This is a genomic window from Pseudomonas sp. TTU2014-080ASC, assembly GCF_001446935.1.
In the GTDB taxonomy this organism is placed as follows: domain Bacteria; phylum Pseudomonadota; class Gammaproteobacteria; order Pseudomonadales; family Pseudomonadaceae; genus Aquipseudomonas.
Genome location: NZ_LKKK01000002.1, coordinates 175509 through 196759, shown reverse-complemented (window position 1 = coordinate 196759; position 21251 = coordinate 175509). Strand labels below are relative to the sequence as shown.

General features: G+C 56.4%; 19 protein-coding genes. 14 read left to right on the top strand and 5 right to left on the bottom strand.

Translation table 11 applies throughout. The features are described from left to right. Positions 1–49 precede the first annotated feature (49 nt). The 9 genes from AO726_RS06455 (at position 50) to AO726_RS06415 (ending at position 11914) form a co-directional block, all read left to right on the top strand. The gene (locus AO726_RS06455) at positions 50–2029 is read left to right on the top strand and encodes a hypothetical protein (protein ID WP_058067256.1); all 1980 of its coding nucleotides are present in this window, start codon (positions 50–52) and stop codon (positions 2027–2029) included. Between the two features lie 217 nt (positions 2030–2246). Next, entirely contained in the window at positions 2247–2993 is a 747-nt protein-coding gene (locus AO726_RS06450; protein WP_058067255.1) for an aspartate/glutamate racemase family protein, read from the top strand. A 27-nt stretch (positions 2994–3020) separates the two neighbouring features. Next, on the top strand, positions 3021–3410 hold the full coding sequence (locus tag AO726_RS06445; RefSeq protein ID WP_058067254.1) for a nuclear transport factor 2 family protein: 390 nt from the start codon (positions 3021–3023) through the stop codon (positions 3408–3410). 54 nt (positions 3411–3464) lie between these two features. Continuing rightward, entirely contained in the window at positions 3465–5582 is a 2118-nt protein-coding gene (locus AO726_RS06440) for an oxidoreductase (RefSeq protein WP_058067253.1), read from the top strand. A gap of 37 nt (positions 5583–5619) precedes the next feature. Continuing rightward, positions 5620–7698 (top strand): oxidoreductase, encoded by a 2079-nt coding sequence (locus AO726_RS06435; RefSeq protein WP_058067252.1) that lies wholly within the window; start codon positions 5620–5622, stop codon positions 7696–7698. Positions 7699–7949: 251 nt separating this feature from the next. After that, on the top strand, positions 7950–9530 hold the full coding sequence (locus AO726_RS06430; RefSeq protein WP_058067251.1) for an FAD-binding oxidoreductase: 1581 nt from the start codon (positions 7950–7952) through the stop codon (positions 9528–9530). A 4-nt stretch (positions 9531–9534) separates the two neighbouring features. After that, positions 9535–10332 (top strand): alpha/beta fold hydrolase, encoded by a 798-nt coding sequence (locus AO726_RS06425; protein WP_058067250.1) that lies wholly within the window; start codon positions 9535–9537, stop codon positions 10330–10332. Between the two features lie 44 nt (positions 10333–10376). Further along, positions 10377–11555, top strand: a complete 1179-nt coding sequence (locus AO726_RS06420; RefSeq protein ID WP_058067249.1) for a class I SAM-dependent methyltransferase — start codon at positions 10377–10379, stop codon at positions 11553–11555. Next, positions 11555–11914, top strand: a complete 360-nt coding sequence (locus tag AO726_RS06415) for a hypothetical protein (protein ID WP_058067248.1) — start codon at positions 11555–11557, stop codon at positions 11912–11914. The genes AO726_RS06420 and AO726_RS06415 overlap by 1 nt, the downstream gene beginning before the upstream one ends. A gap of 316 nt (positions 11915–12230) precedes the next feature. Here AO726_RS06415 and AO726_RS06410 read toward each other — a convergent pair whose 3' ends face one another. Further along, positions 12231–12896 carry a GntR family transcriptional regulator gene (locus AO726_RS06410; RefSeq protein ID WP_058067247.1) on the bottom strand — a complete coding sequence of 222 codons (666 nt, stop codon included), beginning with the start codon at positions 12894–12896 and terminating at the stop codon, positions 12231–12233. Positions 12897–13147: 251 nt separating this feature from the next. On the opposite strand from AO726_RS06410, the gene AO726_RS06405 reads away from it, so the two are divergent. The 3 genes from AO726_RS06405 (at position 13148) to AO726_RS06395 (ending at position 15758) form a co-directional block, all read left to right on the top strand. Continuing rightward, entirely contained in the window at positions 13148–13738 is a 591-nt protein-coding gene (locus AO726_RS06405) for an NADPH-dependent FMN reductase (RefSeq protein WP_058067246.1), read from the top strand. Positions 13739–13776: 38 nt separating this feature from the next. After that, entirely contained in the window at positions 13777–14835 is a 1059-nt protein-coding gene (locus tag AO726_RS06400; RefSeq protein ID WP_058067245.1) for an LLM class flavin-dependent oxidoreductase, read from the top strand. Positions 14836–14897: 62 nt separating this feature from the next. Beyond that, positions 14898–15758, top strand: a complete 861-nt coding sequence (locus tag AO726_RS06395; protein WP_058067244.1) for a DMT family transporter — start codon at positions 14898–14900, stop codon at positions 15756–15758. A 321-nt stretch (positions 15759–16079) separates the two neighbouring features. On the opposite strand, the gene AO726_RS06390 is transcribed toward AO726_RS06395, so the two are convergent. Continuing rightward, complete coding sequence (locus AO726_RS06390; protein ID WP_082629076.1) at positions 16080–16694, bottom strand: hypothetical protein; 615 nt, start codon at positions 16692–16694, stop codon at positions 16080–16082. On the opposite strand from AO726_RS06390, the gene AO726_RS06385 reads away from it, so the two are divergent. Then, entirely contained in the window at positions 16672–17190 is a 519-nt protein-coding gene (locus tag AO726_RS06385; RefSeq protein ID WP_206542503.1) for a helix-turn-helix domain-containing protein, read from the top strand. The genes AO726_RS06390 and AO726_RS06385 overlap by 23 nt on opposite strands. Before the next feature lie 39 nt (positions 17191–17229). On the opposite strand, the gene pmrG is transcribed toward AO726_RS06385, so the two are convergent. The 3 genes from pmrG to AO726_RS06370 all read right to left on the bottom strand — a co-directional run bounded on the left by pmrG (position 17230) and on the right by AO726_RS06370 (position 19569). After that, positions 17230–17919: a lipopolysaccharide core heptose(II)-phosphate phosphatase PmrG gene (gene pmrG, locus AO726_RS06380; protein ID WP_058067243.1), complete on the bottom strand. Its 690-nt coding sequence runs from the start codon at positions 17917–17919 to the stop codon at positions 17230–17232. 228 nt (positions 17920–18147) lie between these two features. After that, positions 18148–19023, bottom strand: coding sequence for an arylamine N-acetyltransferase family protein (locus AO726_RS06375; RefSeq protein ID WP_058067242.1), 876 nt, complete (start codon positions 19021–19023; stop codon positions 18148–18150). A gap of 204 nt (positions 19024–19227) precedes the next feature. Next, entirely contained in the window at positions 19228–19569 is a 342-nt protein-coding gene (locus AO726_RS06370) for a YkvA family protein (protein WP_058067961.1), read from the bottom strand. A 481-nt stretch (positions 19570–20050) separates the two neighbouring features. Between AO726_RS06370 and AO726_RS06365 the strand changes: the two genes are divergently transcribed. Continuing rightward, a complete protein-coding gene (locus tag AO726_RS06365; RefSeq protein WP_058067241.1) occupies positions 20051–21250 on the top strand; it encodes a CaiB/BaiF CoA transferase family protein in 1200 nt (399 codons plus the stop codon). Position 21251 lies beyond the last annotated feature (1 nt).

Genomic DNA, 21251 nt, shown 5'->3' with positions numbered 1-21251 from the left:
TGGGCGTCTATCCGTTATCGCCCGCACAGTTGTGGAGATCCGCCTGTTCATGTCCTTTTCTGATTACAACGCTGCTCCTTTGCCGCCTGTACTCTCCGGTCCACTGTTGCGCCTGATGCAAGCGCAGCGGCTGGTGTTGTGGCTGGTCGGGCGTGAGCCATTGAATCTGACCTTGCAACTGCTTGTGGATAACCACGAGCAGCGCCATCCACTGGAGGGTGACAGCCTCCAGATTGTGCAGATCGGTGAGCGGGCCTTTATTCACCTGATCGACCTTAAGCTGGACGAGCCCCTGCCTGAGGACGCGCAAATCCATTACGACCTGCTCATCAACCTGCCGGAGGTGGGTGAGCAAGGCATTGCTGAGTGGGCACCTCATCTGCTCTACGACGGTAATCAGCTACCCAACTTTGTGTTGCGCAGCCACATTGATCAGCTGCTCCACGGCTCCTGTCGTAAACCGCATCACGCATCAGCCGATGGCCTGCTGTGTGTTGATCGTTTGCTGGCCGAGCCGCATAAGGCCGAACAGCGCCCAGCTCTGCTGCTGATGAGTGGCGACCAGATTTATGCCGACGATGTCGCCGGGCCCATGCTCTATGCGATTCATCAGGTGATCGAGCGTTTGGGGCTGTTTGGCGAGCACCTGCACGGCGCGATTGTGGATAACAGCGATGAGCTGTACGTGCACCCTGCCGGTTACTACGACCGCCCCGAATTATTGCCGGACACCGAGAACAACGATGGCCTGTCCAAGCGTTTTTTCGGCGGGGTAAAAAAGCCGATTTTTACCAGTAGTAGTGCCGACAATCATCTGGTGACCTGCGCCGAAGTGCTCGCTATGTACCTGTTGGTATGGTCGCCTGTGCCCTGGACGCTGTTGGACTATTCGCAACCCTCGCTGACCGAGGAGGAGCAGCAGCGCTACCAAAAAGAGCGTGAGCGGATTGATGCTTTCCGCCAAGGCCTGGATAAAGTGGCACGGGCGCTGGCGCATATGCCGACGCTGATGATCTTTGACGATCACGACATCACCGATGACTGGAACCTGTCTGCGCAGTGGGAGCTTACAGCCTACGGGCATCCCTTCTCCCGGCGCATTATTGGCAACGGTCTGATCGGCTACATGCTTTGTCAGGCCTGGGGCAACAAGCCTGAGGCCTTTCCTGATCTGCTGAAGATATTTCGCGAGATGGTCGAAGGGCGTGACGAGCGCAACTTTTATGACTGCGAACAGCAGGACACCCTGATTCAGCGCTTTCATCAGTTTCATAACTGGCATTACGTGCTGCCAACCACTCCTGCGTTAGTGGTGCTGGATACCCGCACTCGGCGTTGGCGCAGTGAGTACAAGCTCAAGCGGCCATCCGGACTGATCGACTGGGAAGGCCTCAGCGAATTTCAGCAAGACCTCCTGGATCATCCTTCAGCCATTATCGTGTCCCCGGCACCGATGTTCGGTGTAAAGCTGATCGAAACGGTGCAGCGGATATTTACTTGGGCCGGACACCCGCTGATGGTGGATGCGGAAAACTGGATGGCTCATCGCGGCGCGGCGCAGGTGATGCTGAATATCTTCCGACACTCGCGCACACCGGGTAATTACGTGATTCTCTCCGGCGATGTGCATTACTCGTTCGTCTATGAGGTGCATATCCGCTATCGCCAGAGCGGCCCGAGAATCTGGCAGATCACCAGCAGCGGCATCAAAAACGAGTTTCCGCGGCGTTTGCTGGACTGGTTCGACCGCCTTAACCGTTGGCTCTACTCGCCACGTTCGCCGCTGAACTGGCTGACCAAGCGCCGCGATATGGAAGTTAAACCGCGCATCCCATCGCGCAGTAAGTCCGGTGAACGTCTGTGGAATGGCTCCGGTATTGGTCAGGTGTTCTTCAATGAGCAGGGCCAGCCGTGTGCAATTTTTCAGCTCAACGCCGACGGCTCGGAAAAGGTCTCCTTCGGAGACAGCCGCGAACAGCATGTGCATTCGCCTGTCCCGCAGGCGCAGGCCGAGGTGGCCGACAGCTAAAACATTGCCCGAGGCTGCAGACCAAACCGGCCTAGGGCATTCACTTTGCGACGCAAGGTTTCAGAGTGAAATGAAGAGCGCGGCCAAATGTGCCGCCATTTTTTGTTTCTTCATAAAAATCAACATGTTGGCTTAGTTGGCAAGTTCTTTGCTCCTGTCGTGACGGGCAATCGGCATCAGCCCATACAAAAACAATAACCGACAGGATGCTTACGTGATGAAACGTATCAAGGTCATCATCCCGATCCCTATGGACCAAGCCGGTGCTGATAATCGCGCCAGCCAGCTTCCATCTCACCTGATTCTCCCTGGTTTTCACCCCGAATTCGTACCTGTGGCGCGCGGCGCCTCCCTGGCCGACTCTGCTTTCGACGTACTGTTGATGGACTTCTCTGTGGTGCAGGCCGGCATCCGCGCCGAGGAAGAAGGTTACGACGCCGTTTGTATCGACACCGTCAGTGATTCAGGGCTTGCTGCCCTGCGCTCGCGCCTGAACATTCCGGTGATTGCACCGGGTATGGCGGCCTTCCACATGGCTTGCATGCTGGGTAAGAAATTCAGCGTCATCACCATGTGGGATGAATGGTTCCCGCTCTACGAAAAAACCCTCACCGAATATCAGCTGTGGCCCCGTGTTGCTTCGCTGCGCTCAATCAAGACCCGCCCGGATCTGAAAGAACTGTTGGCAGGTAAAGAAGAGGTTGTCTTCGCCAAGCTGGAAGCCGAAGCGCGCAAAGCCATGGAAGAAGATGGCGCCGACGTGATCGTGCTCGGCTCCACCACCATGCACCAATCGCACGCCTACCTGAGCGAGCGCCTGCCGATCCCGGTGATCAACCCCGGCCAGGTTTCCTACAAGCTCTGTGAGTTGATGTTGTCGCTCGGTTTGAAACAGAGCCGCAAAGCCTATCCCGCTCCGCAAGCGCCCAATGATGCGGCTTACCACGCATTTACTGGCCTTTGATTGACGCTCGATTGAGAGGAATTACGCATGTCCCGTTTGACCCGCGCACAACTGATTGAACTGGCTGAGCAGAAATACTTTGCCAACGTCGACAACAAGAACATGGCTGGTGTGCTGGCCTGCTTCCACGACGATGTCGCTTTCACCATCCAGACCGACAACCTGACCCACCCGGGTGTGGCCGGTGTGGAAAAGATGTTCGACAACCTCTTCTCCAACTACGACGAGATCTGGCACGGCGACTTTGAGACCGCAGCCGATGAGGAAACTCAAACAGTCTGTGCCCGTTTCAACGTGTACCTGAAAGACCCACAAGGTAATGAAACCCGTCTGCGTAACTGCAACTTCTGGTACGTCGAAGACGGTCGCTTCAAACGTGTTTTTGTCTTCATGAGTGGTGAAAACGTGCTCCGCTGATGTGCTTCCGGGCCGGTAACGGCCCGTTTTTTTCTCAAAAGCAAGGTTCACGACATGACACAGAACAATAAGAATCCGGGTGAAAACACCTATCCCCATCTGTTCTCACCGTTGCGCATTGGCAACATCACTGTACGTAACCGACTCATGCAAACGGCCCACGCCAAAGGCTTCCACTCAGGCGCAGGGCTGACCAACAACCGCGATATCTATTACCAGGCTGAGCGCGCTAAAGGCGGCATTGGCCTGATCGTCACCGGCGCCCGCCACACCCACCCGACCTCAACTGGCCCAAATCGCTCGCTGGCCCGCGGTAACCGCGAAGAGATCATCGAGCGCGACGCCGAGATGGTGCGGGCGGTGCATGAGTTTGGCGGCCGCATCATTGCCCAGATCATCCACTTTGGCCCGCAGGGTCGCAGCGGTGCACTGGACGATTACCGTGAGCTGTGGGGCCCTTCCACTATGAAGTCCCCGGCTTATAACGAGTGGGCGCGGGAAATGACCCGTGAGCAGATGCAGGAAGTCTCCGAGTACTTTGCCAAGACCGCAATGAATGCCAAGGCCTCCGGTTTTGATGGCGTCGAGCTGCACTACTCCCACGGTTACCTGCACCAGCAATTTCTTTCTTTTGTTTACAACAAACGCACCGACGAATACGGCGGCACGCTGGATAACATCGTGCGCTTCCCGATTGAAACCATGCAGGCGGTGCGCGATGCCGTCGGCCCGGATTTTGTCGTCGGCATTCGCGTGTCTATGGACGAGTGCAGCGTCGATGGCATGAAGGCCGATGTGGCCACCGAAATGACCTGCAAGCTGGTTGAGACCGGCCTGATTGATTACGTCAGCGCCACTGCGGGAACCTACGCGGCTCACGCAGACCAGATTCCGCCAGGCGATTACGCGGAAAACTGGCTGGTGGAAGACGGCGCCCGCCTGCGCAAAGCGGTTAAAGCCATTCGTGATATCCCAGTGTTTATCGTGGGTCACATTGTCGACCCGGCCAAAGCCGAGTCACTGGTGGCTGAAGGCGCTGCGGACATGATCGCCATGACCCGCACGCAGATTGCCGATCCAGAGTTTGCGAATAAGCTGCTGCAAGGCCGTGAAGACGAGATCAACCACTGCATCCGCTGTAACCAGGCCTGTATTGCTCGCTTGATGGCGGGAAATGCCATCTCTTGTGTGGTTAACCCGGCAGCCGGACGCGAACAACGCTTTGGTAGCCATACCTTCAAGCCAGCCAGCGTAGCCGCCAAATGGTTGGTTGTGGGCGGTGGCCCGGCGGGTATGCGTTCTGCCCTTGAGCTGGCCCGTCGTGGTCACTCCGTACGCCTGGTAGAGGCCAGCGACAAGCTGGGCGGCCAGATCAATCTGGCAGCAAAACTGCCGCGTCGTCACAAGTTTGGCTTTATCCCCCGCGACCTTGAGCGTCAGCTGCGTAAGGCTGGTGTCGAGATCAGCCTGAACACACGCCTGAGTGCAGATGAAATTGTCGCGGCTAAGGCTGATGGCGTGATCATCGCCACCGGTTCTACACCGCTTAAGACTGCCTTCACCTCGACCCGCCCAGCGGTGGATCGTGTGCCAGGCACCGAACAGGACAACGTGTTCAGCGTGGTTGAAGTGCTGCAAGGCGCTCAGCTGGGCAAGCGTGTGGTGCTGTTCGATGAGGACGGCGGCCGCTATGCGCTGGGCACAGCTGAGTACCTGCTCGATCGTGGCCATGATGTGCACATCATCAGCCGCTTTATCTCGCTGTCACCCAATCTGGCCCTGACCCTGGACCTGCCGGTGAATTACCGCCACGTGTTCGCCAAAGGCCTGCGTTACACCCTCAACAGCTGGGTGCGTAGCATCGACGGCAACAAGGCACAGATCTTCAACCTGTTTACTGATCAGAACGAAGCCGTGCTGGACGCCGACAGCTTCATCATCGCCGCCGGCCACCGCTCAGTAGACGACCTCTATCAGCAGCTGCAAGGCCGCGTGAACAAGCTGTATTGCATCGGTGATGCGCGTCTGCCGCGTCCGCTGCAGGACAGCATCTATGAGGCCATGTTGGCCGGTCGCGAAATTCTGGATGACCCGAATCGCTTTATTGAACAGGGCGAGCTCGAAGGCTTTGACCTTCAGTGGCGAGAGACCCTGATTAGCAGTACCCGATAAAAACAAATTTACCTGTCTGATTGATGAGACAAAGACCATGACCGTAGAGCGTTATCCTCACCTGTTCGAGCCGCTGAAGATCGGCAATATCACTGTTCGCAACCGCATCATGCAGTCTGCGCACGCCATGTCGTTCAACTCACCGGACGGCCTGACCAACAACCGTGATATCCACTATCACGTGGCTCGTGCAAAAGGTGGCATCGGCCTGATGATCACCGGCAACCGCCTGATCCATCCGACCTCCAACACCTTCTGCCGGGGATACTCCTACGGTTATCGTCCTGAGATGGTTGAGCGCGACCGCGCGCTGACTGACGCCGTGCACGAATACGGCTCGCACATCATTGCCCAGCTCAACCACTTCGGCGTGATGGGTGAAACCCATGCAATGGACGACTACCGCGTGCTGTGGTCGTCCTCCAACATTAAGTCTCCGGTGTTCGGTGAAATGGCCAAGGCCATGGAACGCTCGGACATGGACGAAATCGTCGAAGGCTGGGTGCGCTCGGCGCGGTACTCGAAAGAGGCTGGCTTTGACGGCGTAGAAGTGCATCTGGCCCACAGCTATTTGCTACACCAGTTCATTTCGCCGCTGTTTAACAAGCGTACTGATGAGTACGGCGGCAGTTACGAAAACCGCATGCGCTTCCCGCTGGAAGTGATCCGTGCGGTGCGTGAAGAAGTCGGCAAGGACTTCGTTGTCGGCATCCGTATGAGTGCTGATGAAATGGTTCCGGGCGGCATGGAAGTGCAGGACTGGATCAAAGTCGCACAAACCGTCGAAGCCACCGGCGACATCGATTATGTGATGACCACCGCGGGTGTTTATCAGTCCGCCACTTACATCATGCCGCCGTACGACGTACCGAATGGCTGGCTGGCTGATCCGGTTGCGCGCCTGAAGCGCTCGGTCAACATTCCGGTGTTCGTGGTATCCGGTATCGGCAGCGCGGGCGAAGCGGAAGCGATTCTGGCCCGTGGCGACGCCGACATGGTGGCCATGACCCGTGCTCAGATCGCTGACCCGGAATTTGCCAAGAAAACCAAAGAAGGCCGTGAAGATGAAATTTATCACTGCCTGCGTTGTAACCAAGGTTGCGTAGGGCGTCTGTTCCAAGGCACCTCCATGACCTGCCAGATCAACCCAGGCACCGGTCGTGAAGAAGTGTTCGGCGTGCAGACCCTAAAACTGGCACCGGCGCAGAAACACTGGGTGGTGGTTGGTGGCGGCCCTGCAGGTATGAAGGCGGCTGAAGGTCTGGCCAAGCGTGGCCACCGCGTCACCCTGCTGGAGAAATCCAACGAGCTGGGCGGCCAGGTTAACTACGTGATTCGCATGCCACGTCGTGACTCCTTCGCCTGGATCACCGAAGACCTCAAAGTGCACATGGCCAAGGCCGGTGTCACCGTGCGTCTGAATCACACTGCGACTGTGGATTCGGTTAAAGCACTGGCGCCGGACGGCGTGATTGTGGCTACCGGTTCCCTGCCGGATCGCAGCGGTTACTCCGATGTGAACCCGCTGGTGGATCAAGTGCCGGGTATCGACGCCGATCACGTCTTCACCGCCTTGGACGTGTTGGATCACCCGGAAAAACTCGGCAAGCGCGTGCTGGTCATCGACGATGAAGGCACCCGTTATTCCGCCGGTATCACCGAGAAGCTGGTTGAGAACGGTCATCAGGTGCACGTACTGACTCGCTGGAACGCGCTGTTCCACAAGCTGGGCGTGACGCTGGATCAGCCGATTGTGTACGCCAACCTGTTTGCTCAGGGCCTGACTTACACCCTGAACGCCTGGGTCAGCCAGATTCGTGGCGGCGATGTGGATATCTTCAACCTGTACACCGCCGACGAAGAAACCCTGAGCGGTTTCGACAGCATCGTCCTGTGCATCCGTCATCTGCCGCAGCAGCAGCTGTATTTCGACCTTAAAGACGCGCTGCCGAATGTTCACCGTGTTGGCGACTGCGTGACGCCGCGCCGTACCGACCACGCGATTTTCGAAGGCTTCCTGGCTGGGCGCGAGATCTTCGACAACTGGCAGCGCTACATCGAGCCGGGTGCGATTGAGCAGTTCAACGGTCCGCTGTCCCGCGAGGCATTCGAGTAACGATATTGATTTATTAGATGTGCTCGCCAAGGATGGCAAATATTGTATGCAAAAATACGACCGGCAATCTGTGATTGCTGGTCGTTTTGCTGTGCGGATTGAGTGTTTTTTAAGCTATTCAGTGGTTTTAGTAGATATATTGCATGCAAAGCGTTGACTGGCGCTAATGTGCTGGTTATAAATTGTATGCAATCTAAGAGCGCTGTTAATGAGGCTCCTGACCTGAACGTTGACTGATTAGGAACAGGCACATGCTGGAAACACGCCATATCGAATACTTGCGCAGCATCCTCGGGCAGGAGTCAGTACTCACTGACGAAGCCTCCCGTCTCTATTTTTCAACAGACTTGAGCTTTGAGCCTGAGGCTGTTGCCGCAGCGGTGCTAAAACCCACCTCAGTCGAATCCCTGGCAAAGGCAGCCGCCTATTGCCACGAGCATGACATTGCACTGGTGCCGCGTGGCGGCGGTATGTCCTACACCCGCGGCTATGTGCCTACCCGTGAGAACAGCGTGCTGATCGACATGCGCGGGATGAATCAGATTCTCGAAATCAATGAACAGGATATGTACGTACGGGTACAGACCGGCTGCACCTGGAGTGACCTGTACGAGGCACTAAAAGCTAAAGGGCTGCGTACGCCCTACTACGGTCCGCTTTCCGGTATGTATGCCACTGTGGGCGGTGCCCTTTCGCAAAACAGTCTGTTCCATGGCTCGGGTATCCATCACACCGCAGCAGAAAGCTGCCTGGGTTTGAAGGTGGTGTTGGCAGACGGGCAGATTTTGCAGACAGGATCGTCGGCGCACCGTCACAGCAATGGTTTTTACCGCCACTTTGGCCCTGACCTGACTGGGCTATTCACCGCCGACACCGGCGCGTTCGGGGTTAAAGTCGAAGCCTGCCTGCGTCTGATCAAGATGCCTCCGGCGACCCTGTGTGCTTCCTACGGTTTTGAAACCCTGGAGGCCATGCTGCAAGCGCAAACGGCCATCGCCCGAGAAGGTATCGCCAGCGAATGCTACGGCTTCGATCCGTTCTACAACGCCGGTTTTGAAGACAAAGGTTTTACCCTGAAAGAAGGCCTGTCAGTGCTGGCGGATGTGGCCAGCTCAGGTAAGAGTCTGCTCAGTGGTCTTAAGAACGCGGTGAAGATGGCGACTCAGGGCAAAAAGGTTCTGAGCAACATCAACTATTCCCTGCACATTGCGGTGGATGGCCCGACCGAAGAAGCCGCCGCCAGCATGTTGCTGATTGCTGAAAACATCGTCACCAGAAACGGCGGCGCACCGATTGGAAATGCGATTCCGCTGGCTTTCCGGGCTCAACCGTTCGGCGGAGTGCGCACGATTTTGCTGGGCAGCCAGGGTGAAGTTTGGATTCCGGTACATGGTTTCTTCCCGCTCTCCCGTGCTGTCGATGCTGCGCTGACCACCGAGCGTTATTTTGCTGAACATGCTGAGTTAATGAGGACCTACAACATCAAGTCCTCCTACCTCACCTGCTTCTCCGGTGCCGAATTTGTGATTGAGCCGAGCTTGTATTGGTTCGATGAACTGGGTGAGTTCCGACTTGATTTGATCGAGCCTGAATACCGTGAAGAATGGGGCGCGATCCCGGCTGATGTGAAGACCCGTGAAGTGGCGCTTAAGCTGCGCGAAGGCTTGCGCGAGCTGTACTACAAACTCGGTGCCTGCCATTTGCAGTTGGGCAAGTATTACCCGTACCAAGAGTCCATCGGCAACGCGGCCACCGGTCAGCTGCTGCAGAAGGTGAAGCGTGCGGTGGATGAAAAAGGTCTGATGAACCCCGGTTCGTTGGGGCTGGAGTAAGACCATGACAGTTAAGAAGGCTTACGTAGACGTAGCTGACGGGCAGATTCACCTGCGTTATGTCAGCGGCAACGGTGCCGTGCCGACGGTGTTCCTGCACCAGACTGCCAGCTCATCGGCCATGTATCAGGCTGTGATGGAACAGCTTGAAGACCTGGCTCCGCTGTATGCACTGGATACGCCCGGCTTTGGTGGCTCTTATCGCCCGTCGCAAGCACCGACGACCGAGTATTACGTCGATAGCCTGCTGCAGGCGATTGATGCGCTGGGCATCGAACAGTTCAACCTGTTCGGCCACCACACCGGCGCGGCACTGGCCTGCGAGCTGGCGGCCAAGTATCCGCAGCGCGTGCGTAAGTTGGCCATGATCGGCCCGGTCCAACTTACCGAACAAGAGCGCAGCGCGTGGCGCAGCAGCGCGGTCAAACCGCTGACTATCGACGCCCAAGCCACGCACCTTAATGAGGTCTGGCAGCGTGTAACCCACCTAGATCAACAACCCATTGCGTATCCGCCATCAGTGGCGTTGGCGACCCGCGAGGCGATCGACACGCTGATCGCCGGCGATCGCTGGCACGAGGCCTACGCAGCGGTGTTTAACCAAGACTTCCCGGCATATCTGGCGCAGGTTCAATGCCCCCTGCTGATGATCTGCGGTGAAGCTGATGTGCTCTATCCCTACTTCCAGCGTGCGTGTGATGCGCGCCCGGATGCTCAGGTGCTGGAGCTCAAAGCAGGTGCGTATGTGCTGGATCAGGAGCCTGCCTATATGGCTCAAGTGATCCGCGAGTACTTCCGATAGGCAGGCTATTTTGACAATGGCGGTTCGCAGACGAGGTAAAAACAATGCAAACAATAAATGACACCACTTCGCAGTATCGTCACGACGTACTGGTTCAGATGACCCACGATGAAGAAGCACGTCAGGATTTCGTGCGCTGCTTCAAGCTCTATCTGGCCCAGAACGTATCCCCCGGCAACAAAAAGGTCTTCGAAGAGAAAGTCGAGCCGCAACTGAAAGCCTCGGGCAAGGCCCAGAGCCTGGTTGAGATCGACCGTCTGATGAAACAGCAGGAGTACTACCAGTTCTGGAGCAGCCTGCAGCGCTGCAGTCAGGAAATGATGTGGAACTCGGTACAGATTCCGGTGCAGCGCCAGTTGCCGAAACTGGTTGAGAAAGCCAGCGCTGCTCAGGCCAAACCGAAGCTGGGTAGCCTCAAGCTGAATCCGGAACTGAAAACGCCGGATTATCACACTGCCATCGACATTCACTGCATGCCGGGCGGTTATCACTCTGAATTCTGCAAAGACGACGTGGCGGCTGGTGCTGTCTACGACCGCGCGGTGTATGTCTACGCCATGGGCCGTATGGGCCCGCTGAACGACGACATCGGTGCCTCCACTGCTAAGTGGTTGAAGGAGAACTACCCGGACTTCCAGCCTAAGCGCATCCTCGATTTGGGCTGCACCGTAGGTCACTCCACATTGGCCTGGGCCGAGTTCTACCCGGATGCGGAAATCTACGCCATTGACGTCGGTGCTCCGGTGTTGCGCTATGCCCATGCCCGTGCTGAATCGCTGGGCGTGAAAGTACACTTCATCCAGATGAACGCTGAGTTCCTGGACTTCCCGGATGATCACTTCGACGTGGTCAACGGCAGCATCCTGATCCACGAAACCTCGAAGAAAGCGGCGCGCAATATCTTCAAGGAATGCCACCGCGTTCTGCGCGAAGGCGGCGTGATGCTTCATGGCGAAACCCCGCCCTACAAGGACTTGCCGCCCTACGATGCCTTCATGCTCGATTGGGATACCCGCAACAACAACGAACCGTTCTGGCGCGGCAGCCATCTGATCGATCCGTTCAGCGATTGCGTTGAAGCGGGTTTCAGCAAGGACAAGGTTTTCGAAATCCTGGCGCCGAGCGCCTTTGAAGCAAAACTCAGCCAGCGTTACACCCATGTCTTCCAGGGCGGTGACTTTGGCGGTGGTGGTCAGTGGTATGTGTATGGAGCGTGGAAATAATGACTGAGCAAGTTGAAGCTGTATTGCCGAAAAAAGCCAAAGGCGCTCGCCCTTACTTCTTTGAAGACCCGGCGCAAGACAAGCTGCTGGCCATGCTTATGGGGCTGGTAGGTGAAGTCTCGGTACTGGCAGACCGTGTGGATACACTGGAGCGTTTGCTGGTGAGCAAAGGTGTGCTGCCTGAAGGCTGCGTGGATGGCTACGTGGCTGATGCTGCGGTGCGTGATCAGCGTGACGCTAAGCGTGAGCAACTGCTGCGCAACGTCCTGCGCATCATCGCCCAAGACCACGAAGACCCGGATGCCGGCAAGCCGAACGACGATGCGTATCTGTCGGTGGTGACACAAGTCGAGCAGTAAACCGCTGTAGCAGTACAAAGGCCGGCCTGATCAGTTTGCAGTCGATCAGGTCGGCCTTTTTGTCTTATCGGAAGGTGCTTTAAAGACGGTGAAAAAGGCAAGTGTTGTATTGAATCAACTGCCCGTGGTGGGTAAGCCTGACGGCCTTACACCACCCTACAAGTCGCCTGCGTGCTGTAGGGTGGTGTAAGACTGCGGAGCAGTTTACCCACCGTTGGATTGAGCACTCAGACGCTAGCAACTCAGTTGCTTGCTGACCGAAAGAGCAGCGCCCAACACACTCCACAAAGTTTTCCCAACAAGGCGCGCTCAGATCTTAAATCTCAGGATTCTGCGACCGCATCAATCTCACCACCCAGCGCAGGTGTGAGCTGAAGGTCACTACCGCCGTATGGGGGTCGCCTTCGAGCAGGGTTTCGTGAATCTGCCGGTAGTTTTCCAGATACCGTTCCCATGATTCCCCCGGCACGATATTGGCCAGAAACAGCGAATAGAAACGAATCTCCGGGCGGCGGTAAAACAATTCAAGAAAGCCGTTGCCCGCCAGTCCGTGCAGCTTCACATGGTATTGATACAGCGCCCGTACAAAGGCAAAGGGCTCACGGGCCTGGGCGGTGGCTTCGATCTCGTTAAAGGCCTCCACCAGCACCGCGTAGTTGTCCTGCTCTTTGAGTTTTGGGGCCGCCAGACGAATACCCAGCACCAAGATCGCTTCGGAAAACTCAAGGAACTCGACCAGGTCTTCAAGGCTCAGGCGACGAATGCGAGCGCCACGGTTTGGCAGCAGTTCGACAACACCATCACCGGCCAGCTTTTGTAAGGCTTCGCGTATCGGCGCGCGGCTGACATTGAACTGCTCGGCAAGGTCGGCTGCGACCAGACGCTGGCCCTGAGCAAAACGTCCTTCCATGATCCCTTCGAGAATGCCGTTGACGGCTTTATCGACTAACGAACTTTCCGCGTCATCCCCGTTGTAGGTCATGTACAAATCTCTGTCAGTTGGACGTTATAAGTGGATTATTCTCGCATATTCAAATGCGCCACAGCAGTGCTGCAAAGGTCTGGGGCGTGTAATACAGATGCCTTCTTTCACTTTGCAATATCGATTTCAAAGTGCGCGCTAACTGTTCTTACTATTTGCGTAAGTTAATGAATTGAATGGACTTTTCTGAGTGGCCTGATAATTGCTGAATCCCATTAAGTCATTTTTAACTTAATGGAAATACGCCGCTCATGTCGTCCAATGAAATCGTGATTGTTTCAGGCAGTCATTCCCCAGACAGCCAGTCAGCGCGCCTGGCAGGTTACTTGAAGGCGCGTCTGCAGGAGTTGGCAATCAGCGCTGCAGAGGATGTCACGGTGCATGATCTGGGCGCTGAGCCTTTGCCGCTCTGGCAGGAGGGCGCACGTTATGCCCACGCCCAGAGCATGGCTGATGCAGACGCGGTGATCCTGATTTCCCCGGAATGGCACGGCATGGCGACACCTGCGCTGAAGAACTGGTTTTTGTATCTGGACCTGGAGTGGCTGGCGCATAAGCCGGTATTGCTGTGTGGTGTTTCCGGTGGTGCCGGTGGTCTGTATCCGGTGCTCGAATTGCGTACGTTTTCCTTTAAGAACTTCCGCCCCAATTACATGCCGGATCACTTGGTTATTCGCGATGTGCAAGCCGTTATCGGCAGTACTGAGGCGGATAAAGAAGTACTGAAAACACGCCAGCGTATCGATCACACCTTGCAGTTATTGCAGGCCTATATCAAAGGCTTTACCTGTATTCGCAGCGTACTGCCTGAAAAGATTCCCGCGTTCCAATACGGCTTATAAGTCCAAAAACTACCGCTAATAACAATGAGGGTGCGTTAATGAAGTTCGGTATTTTTCTCCCCAATGGCAGTAATGGCTACATCCCTTCCAAGGGCAGCCCGGTGTATCTGCCAACCTTTGAGCACAACAAACAAATCACCCTGGAGGCGGAGCGTCAGGGGCTCGATTTTGTTTTGTCGATGATGAAGTTCAAAGGCTTTGGCGGTGAGACCGGCTACTGGGATTCCTGCTTGGAAACCTTCACCCTGATGGCGGGTTTGGCAGCAGTGACAGACAAGATTGGTCTGTTCCCAACTGTGACTGTTTTGGCACGTCATCCGGCTGTTGTCGCGCGGATGGTGGCAACCATTGATGACATCAGCGGCGGTCGTTGCGGTCTGAACGTAGTGACCGGCTGGAACCGCCCTGAGTACACGCAAATGGGCGTATGGCCGGGCGATGATTACTACGGTCGTCGTTATGAGTACGCGGCAGATTATCTGTCGCTGGTTAAGAAGTTCTGGACGGAAGAATCCGTCACCTACAAGAGCCCGTTCTTCGATGTGAAGGATTGCGTGGTCAACCCGCGTCCGGGCCGTCAGATTCCAATCGTGTGCGCGGGCCAATCCCCGGCTGGTCTGGCGTTCACCGCTCAGCACGGTGATCACAGCTTCATCATGGCAGAGAAGTCCGCACTGAAAAACGCCTGCGATCTGATGCGCAGCGAAGCCGGTAAAACCGGTCGCAAGGTTGGTATCTACGCACTGTTCCAGCTGGTGCTGGCTGAGACCGACGCAGAAGCCCAGGCGCAGTGTGAAGCCATCGTTGCCGGTGCTGATCAGGGCGCGATTGCCAACATCCTCGCCAGTGCTGCGCTGGACTCCAACCCGGGCGGCACCGCTGACCGCATGCTGACTGGCCTTGAGCGCAACTTCGAAGACGGCAACCTGGCCTTTATGGGCATGCCGGTTATCCACGGCTCACCCGCCACTGTTGCCAGCAAGATCGATGACATTGCTGCAGAAACCGGTGTCGACGGCATTCTCTTCAGCATCCCGGACTTCGTCCCGAGCATTCGCATGTTCGGTGAAAAGGTCATGCCGAAGCTGACCTGCTGATCGTCCATCAATTGCGGGACCAAGTGGTCCCGCAATACCGCCTGTGTGGGTGAGTATCTGTCATGTCGATCCGTTTGCTGTTGTGTGCGGTCATCCCGCCGATTCTCTGGGGAACTACGTACTGGCTGACCACAGAAGTGCTGTGGACTGAGCGCCCGTTGACCACGGCGATGATTCGTCTGCTGGTGCCGGGACTGATTTTGCTGTGCCTGCTGCGCTATTGGCCGCGCCCGCAGCACTGGCGGCCGCTGCTATTGATCAGCCTGCTGTGCATGGGGCTGATGCACGCCTGCCTGTTCTATAGCGCATCGCGTTTGGCTGGTCCTTTGGCTGCATTGCTGGTGTGTACCCAACCGTTGTTGGTTTGGGTGATGGCTTGGGTGCTGTTTCGCCAGCGGACCAACTGGATTATCAGTTGCGGCGCGTTATTGGGCTTCTTCGGCATAACTATGGTTTTGGTTGCTCCAAGCCGCATGCAGTGGGATATGCCGGCGGCGATTGCTGCACTGCTGGCCTCCGCCAGCATGGGCTTGGGCACGTTGCTGATGAAACGCTGGAAGCTGGAGATTGCGCCGCTGCCGTTTGTGGGTTGGCAGCTGTTTCTCGGAGGCCTGATGGTGCTGCCGTTCGCCGCCTTGTTTGAGTTTCCCCTGCCGCTGCCCACCTGGCGTGAGGTCTCCGGCTACGGATTCCTGACCCTGTTCGGCACGCTATTGCCGTATTACCTGTGGTTCAAGGCGTTGCCGCGACTCGATCCGGTTCAGCTGTCGGTATTTATTCTGCTGAGCCCGTTAACTGCCATCTGTATCGGCTTCCTCCTGCTTGGGCAGGCGCTGACGCTGTGGCAGATCGTAGGCGCGGTTGTGGTGTTCGCCGGGATTCTGCTCAGCCAGCTGCAACCGTCTGCGGTTGCCCGTACTTAAGCTTTCCCTCCCTGCCAGCACGCTCGCTGTCTTCCGACAGAAGCTGGCAGGTTTTTTTATTTTCCCTGGGCCCTGCGTAAGCGCTTAGCCGTCGCTGGATTTAACGAAACTGGCGATATAGCCGGCAGCAGCCAATGGATACTGCTGCTGAGGTCCATGCCAGGCGCATGGGAAGGTGACCAATTGCAGGGTTGGCAACTGCCCATTGAGGGCGTACCAGTATTCCACAGGGAAGACGATGTCATGGTCAGCGCCGCCAGGCTGGCCAGCACAGGCAGAGGACTTGCGTGTGTGTGTAGGGACATGATGTGTCTCCTTGCGCTATAGACGCTCGATTAAAGTGGCAATGCCCTGGCCGCCACCGATGCACATCGACACCAGTGCGGTTGAGGCGTCGCGTCGTTCCAACTCATCCAAAACGGTGCCGATCAGAATGGCTCCGGTGGCACCCAGCGGATGCCCCAGCGCAATGGCCCCGCCATTGACGTTGACCCGCTCCGGGTCGATGTTGAGGCGGCGAATGGTCTGCAATACAACCGCAGCGAAGGCTTCGTTGATCTCCCACAGATCAATGTCGCTGGCTTGCATGCGGGCAGCTTTCAGCACCTTCTGGCTGGCTGAAGCCGGCGCAGTCAGCATGATCAGTGGCTCGCTGCCTACGGTTGCGACAGCCCGGATATGCGCACGCGGGGTTAAACCATGGGCCCGGATATAGTCATGGGAGGCAACAGCCACTGCGGCGGCTCCATCGACAATGCCGCTGGAGTTACCGGCGGTGTGCACATGGCGGAGAACGCCAGCCTGCGGATAGGCGGCCAGGGCGATCTGATCCAGCGTTGTATCGTCTGGCCCCAGCGTTGTACTGCCCAACGCCGTAAATGCGGGTGGTAATGCGGCCAGCCCCTGAACGCTGGTGTCTCTGACAGCGGAGCGCATGGTAGTCGAAGCGCCTCATGTGCTGACGGCCGGCTCAGCTTTTGATCATGCCGATTTGATGCTGGCTGTGATGGCGCGGATCGCCAGCCCAACACTGGCGCAATGGGTGGCGCGCTACCTGCTGCTCGATAACAGACCCTCACAGTCCCGATATATGGCGATTGAGCACTTGCGCGTGTCGGACCCGGCGTTGCAGAAGGTAGAGCGCTATGTCACCGAAAACCTGCATCGGCAGATCAGCTTGAATGAGCTGGCCAGCGTAGCAGCGGTGTCATCACGGACCCTTGCCCGGCGCATTCATGCCGGGCTGGGGATGACGCCCAATGAACTGGTGCAGCGTTTGCGCGTTGCCCACGCCTCACACCTTCTGGAAACCAGCGCGGCCTCGGTGGAAGAAGTGGCGGCGCGGGTCGGTTATGCCGATCCGGCGGCATTTCGCCGGGTGTTTCGCCGTTTTGCCGGCGACTCGCCGAGAAGCCACCGCAGCCAAACCTAGCGGTTTAAACCGGTATCCAGAATTGGTTGATCACAGCAGTTATGACCGATTGTTAGTGTCTTCTGCTTTACGCCCCAGAGCCTCCAGCGCAACCGTCCAGTCGTTTGCGTCGAGAAAGCCCAATACATCCAGCTCGTCAGGTTTAGCAGATTCGGTAAAGAACAGAGATGTGCCGTATTCAGGCCGCTCACTTTCGTATCCCAGCGCTTCCTCAAATCTTGAAATGCAACTGCTGTGGGTAACCAGGATCAGGTTTTTACCGGGGGTTTTAGTCTTTAGAGCATCTTCCAACATGGACTCCCGGCATTTGTACAACCAATCTTTATCGATGCCTGCATCGCCAAAGACGATCGATTCCGTTTGTGCTGTCCGGGTAAGCGGGCTGTTGTAGATATCGGCATTGTCCAAGCCTAGCTGGCTGAAGCTCTGAGCCAGGCCGTGGCCAACAGATAAGGATCTTGAAGTAACACCCTTGTTGCCGTGCAGGCAGGGGTAGTCTTCCTTATCGCAGCGCTCTAAGTGTCTGAGCAGGACGATGACATTTCCGTCTTCCCACTGATCCAGCAGATGGGGCAGCTCGTGCCTGTTGTCTTCAGACAAGTCTTCAATTTCCTGGGGTTGCATCAGTGCTGTCGCTGCGCAAACCACTAGCGCCGTCAGCGTTAGCCCAAACAGCGTGTTCATGCGCTGTCGGGGGCTGAAACGGCTCAGTAGGCGAACCTTAAACATCATGTACTCCAAACTCTTTTGGCGCGTGGGGTAACGCGCACGGGAGTTCTAGGAGCCTCTGTATCCGGAAAAGTTGCGAATTAATAACGGGATAATGTTCAGAAATGATTCATGCAGCACTGTTGCGCTGTTGGCGCAAAGGTCTGCGAGGAGCATCTGGTCCTATTTCTGTTCGCGCTGTATTAGTTGCTGGGGTGTACCTGGGTGTATGCAATCCAGGTCGCGAATTTATTTCAGCAGGTCTGCAATTTTTCCTGCCAGCGCCTGGTAATCGATATGCCCCGGGGCAATCTTCAGGCTTTCTTCGAGGAACGCTTTAAAGTCTTCCGCCGTCTCCAGCAGCTGCTGTGTGGTGCCTGCCGGGCTGTGGATTTTTACGTTGTTGTCCATCAGGTTGATGCGTGAGTCCGGGGTGGCGAGGGCCATGAGCAGGTGTTGGGTGAAGAGGGAATCGGGTGAGGTGGCGATGTACCAGTTAGCGACTTTTACATCGTTAGCTGCCACTGGCTGCTCGGGATCGAAGGCGTAGAGGTTGATCCACTCGTCCAGTACGCAGGCCTGGAGCATGTAGCGCATGCCGGTGAGGGTGTCGGGGTTGAGGCCGCTTTCGCTGACGGGGATCAGGCGATAGGGTTCGTGGGGTGTTTCTTGTATTTCGCCGATGCGGCTCAGGGACAGTGGCGCGGATGGGCTCATGCCGCCGAAGTTAGGGTCGTAGAGGTACTCTTCGCCATCCACGTCCACAACAGTGACGAGGTGGGATAGCGACGGTGTTTGGTCCGGCGTGGCCATAAAGTACACACGGCCCAGGCGGTTTACAGCGTTGTAGCCCAGGGCGCTTAGGGCTTGCTGAGCCAGCAGGCTTTGTTCGAAGCAGTAGCCTTCCCGGTGCTGCACCAGCAGTTTGTTTTGCAGGTGTTCTGTGTCCAGCGGTACGCCTGCGCCAAGGAAGGATGCAGTGTTGCCGAACGGGATATGGGTGACATGCTGGAACAGCAGCTTTTGCAGGTTAGTCAGCGTGGGCGAAAACGCTCCGTTAAAGCCGATTCTTTCGAGATAGAGCGCAGCCAGTGCGTGGTTAGTTTCTGCATATGCGTTGCTCATGATTTGCGCTCTATAAAGTTGGCCAGTGTGCGGGACTCTAGCAGCGGACGGCTTCAACTGCGGGGCCAGAGACTCCCATAGCGATCGGGTAAATTAGTTTTGCTTAATGCAAAGTTCAATTGAGTCTTTATTGCTGATAGATGGCACATCGTTAGCGTTTTTTAATTCCTCAGCACATCGCGGCATTTAGCCAAACACCACCCACTATTGAAGCTGGCGACTAAGCCAAACCCAGAGTGCGCCGAGCAACGTAAGCCAGATCAGGATGATTATGGCCGCAGCGATTCGGTTTACAGGGCGTTTTGCCCGGCTGTGCTCCCATTGCGCTGCTTGCTGGCGGCAGTCTTCAAGCACGTGTGCAGGGAGCAGGTGGATCACCAGGGCAATGCCGAGAGGCAATAGGATCACGTCATCCAGATAGCCCAGCAGCGGGATAAAGTCGGGGATCAGGTCAATCGGGCTCAGGGCATAAGCCACGACAAAGAGCGCAACGAGTTTGGGCAGCCAGGGCGTTTCAGGGTGCCGGCAGCTGAACCAAAGCACCATGACTTGCCGCTTGAGGGCTTTGGCCCAGCCACGAAGGCGTTGCACCAGACTCACTCGGTTGGATTCCTTGTTGTGTGTAACGCTACTTCAGGTAGGAGGTAGGGCTAGCAGTGTCTGTCCAAGGTCTGCGCTGTGCTGTTGTGGTGAGACGTCATCCTTCCTCAGATGTTCACAGATATACCCCATTCACTGGCGTTTGAAGTGCCCTTCATCCAGTAGCCCTTTTAGCGCTGCTTAGGCTGTTTCGCTGAGCCTTCTGTAAATAACGCCAGGCGCGTTCCTTAGTTTCTCCAGCTTTTGCACTCACTCTGAAATTCACCTTTTCAGCTTGAAATGAAGCCTGTTGCAGGTCGCTCTTTTTTATCGCGCATACAAATAAAAAATACATATAAATCAGTTGGTTAAATGAAATAAGAAAAGTTGGCAATGCAATTGCAATGGCTTGCTCAGAACCACCAGTCTCACCAATAAGAGAAACAATATGAGCAAGCCGTTAGAGGGGATTCGGGTCATTGACTTGACCCACATGCTGTCCGGTCCTTACGCCGGCATGATCCTGGCAGACCTCGGTGCTGAAACCATCAAGGTGGAGCCGCTGGCAGGTGAGGGGACTCGCGCGTTATTGGCGAAAGACCCAAACAATTCTCTGAAGGGTATGGGCGCGTACTTCCTGACCCTTAACCGTAACAAGAAGAGCGTGTGCATTGATCTCAAGAGCGAGTCAGGCCTTGAGCTTTTCTATGACTTGGTGCGCAACGCTGATGTGGTGCTGGATAACTTCAGTGCCGGTGTACCAGCGAAGCTGAAGATCGACTTCGAGCACCTCAAAGCAGTCAACCCGCGCATCATCACCTGCTCCGTGACCGGCTTTGGTCAGGACGGCCCGAACTTCCAGCGTCCGGCGTTTGATCAGGTGGTACAGGGCATCGGTGGCGGTATGTCGATCACCGGTGAAAACGCCGACAAACCAACCCGCGCCGGTATCCCGATTGGTGATCTGGGCGGCGGTATGTTTGCGGTAATGGGCATTCTGGCGGCGCTGCAATCGCGTACCAGTAAAGGCCACGGCCAGCACGTTGATATCTCCATGCTGGATTGCCAGATCAGCATGCTCAACTACATGGCCACCATGTATTTCCTCAGCGGGCAGAACCCGACGCCGCTGGGCAACGGCCACTTTGTTCACGTGCCGTACAACACCTTCAAGACCAGCGATGGTTTCGTGATCATCGCGGTGATTTTCGACAGCTTCTGGGACAACCTGATCAGCCTGTTCGATATCGAAGCGCTCAAGGACCCTAAGTTCAAGACGCAGCCTGAACGTCTCGCCAACAAGGCGCTGATTGAAGGCATCCTCAACGATGTGTTCTCGACTCAGACAACCGCTTACTGGGTAGAGAAGTTGAGTTCCGTACGGGTGCCGTGTGCCCCGGTTAATAACTTCGAGCAGGCCCTGACTGACCCGCAGGTGCTGCATCGCAAGATGGTGGTTGAGCTTGAGCACCCAGAAGGTGGCAAGGTCAACGCACCGGGCAACCCAATCAAGCTCTCTGTGGATAACGAAGAGCTATACACCCCGCCGCCACTGCTGGGCCAGCACACCGACGAAGTTCTGAAGTCGCTGCTGGGTCTGGATGATTCGCGCATCGCTGAGCTGCGCACTGCAAAAGTGGTGGGCTGAG

Coding starts and splice junctions, on each gene's coding strand:
- AO726_RS06370 (WP_058067961.1), bottom strand. CDS start 19,569: ATGGTGCTTTGGTTCAGCTGCCGGCACCCTGAAACGCCCTGGCTGCCC.
- AO726_RS06415 (WP_058067248.1), top strand. CDS start 11,555: ATGACTGAGCAAGTTGAAGCTGTATTGCCGAAAAAAGCCAAAGGCGCT.
- AO726_RS06390 (WP_082629076.1), bottom strand. CDS start 16,694: ATGCGCTCCGCTGTCAGAGACACCAGCGTTCAGGGGCTGGCCGCATTA.
- AO726_RS06365 (WP_058067241.1), top strand. CDS start 20,051: ATGAGCAAGCCGTTAGAGGGGATTCGGGTCATTGACTTGACCCACATG.
- AO726_RS06405 (WP_058067246.1), top strand. CDS start 13,148: ATGTCGTCCAATGAAATCGTGATTGTTTCAGGCAGTCATTCCCCAGAC.
- AO726_RS06445 (WP_058067254.1), top strand. CDS start 3,021: ATGTCCCGTTTGACCCGCGCACAACTGATTGAACTGGCTGAGCAGAAA.
- AO726_RS06455 (WP_058067256.1), top strand. CDS start 50: ATGTCCTTTTCTGATTACAACGCTGCTCCTTTGCCGCCTGTACTCTCC.
- AO726_RS06395 (WP_058067244.1), top strand. CDS start 14,898: ATGTCGATCCGTTTGCTGTTGTGTGCGGTCATCCCGCCGATTCTCTGG.
- AO726_RS06440 (WP_058067253.1), top strand. CDS start 3,465: ATGACACAGAACAATAAGAATCCGGGTGAAAACACCTATCCCCATCTG.
- AO726_RS06400 (WP_058067245.1), top strand. CDS start 13,777: ATGAAGTTCGGTATTTTTCTCCCCAATGGCAGTAATGGCTACATCCCT.
- AO726_RS06450 (WP_058067255.1), top strand. CDS start 2,247: ATGAAACGTATCAAGGTCATCATCCCGATCCCTATGGACCAAGCCGGT.
- AO726_RS06375 (WP_058067242.1), bottom strand. CDS start 19,023: ATGAGCAACGCATATGCAGAAACTAACCACGCACTGGCTGCGCTCTAT.
- AO726_RS06435 (WP_058067252.1), top strand. CDS start 5,620: ATGACCGTAGAGCGTTATCCTCACCTGTTCGAGCCGCTGAAGATCGGC.
- AO726_RS06430 (WP_058067251.1), top strand. CDS start 7,950: ATGCTGGAAACACGCCATATCGAATACTTGCGCAGCATCCTCGGGCAG.
- AO726_RS06425 (WP_058067250.1), top strand. CDS start 9,535: ATGACAGTTAAGAAGGCTTACGTAGACGTAGCTGACGGGCAGATTCAC.
- AO726_RS06420 (WP_058067249.1), top strand. CDS start 10,377: ATGCAAACAATAAATGACACCACTTCGCAGTATCGTCACGACGTACTG.
- AO726_RS06410 (WP_058067247.1), bottom strand. CDS start 12,896: ATGACCTACAACGGGGATGACGCGGAAAGTTCGTTAGTCGATAAAGCC.
- pmrG (WP_058067243.1), bottom strand. CDS start 17,919: ATGTTTAAGGTTCGCCTACTGAGCCGTTTCAGCCCCCGACAGCGCATG.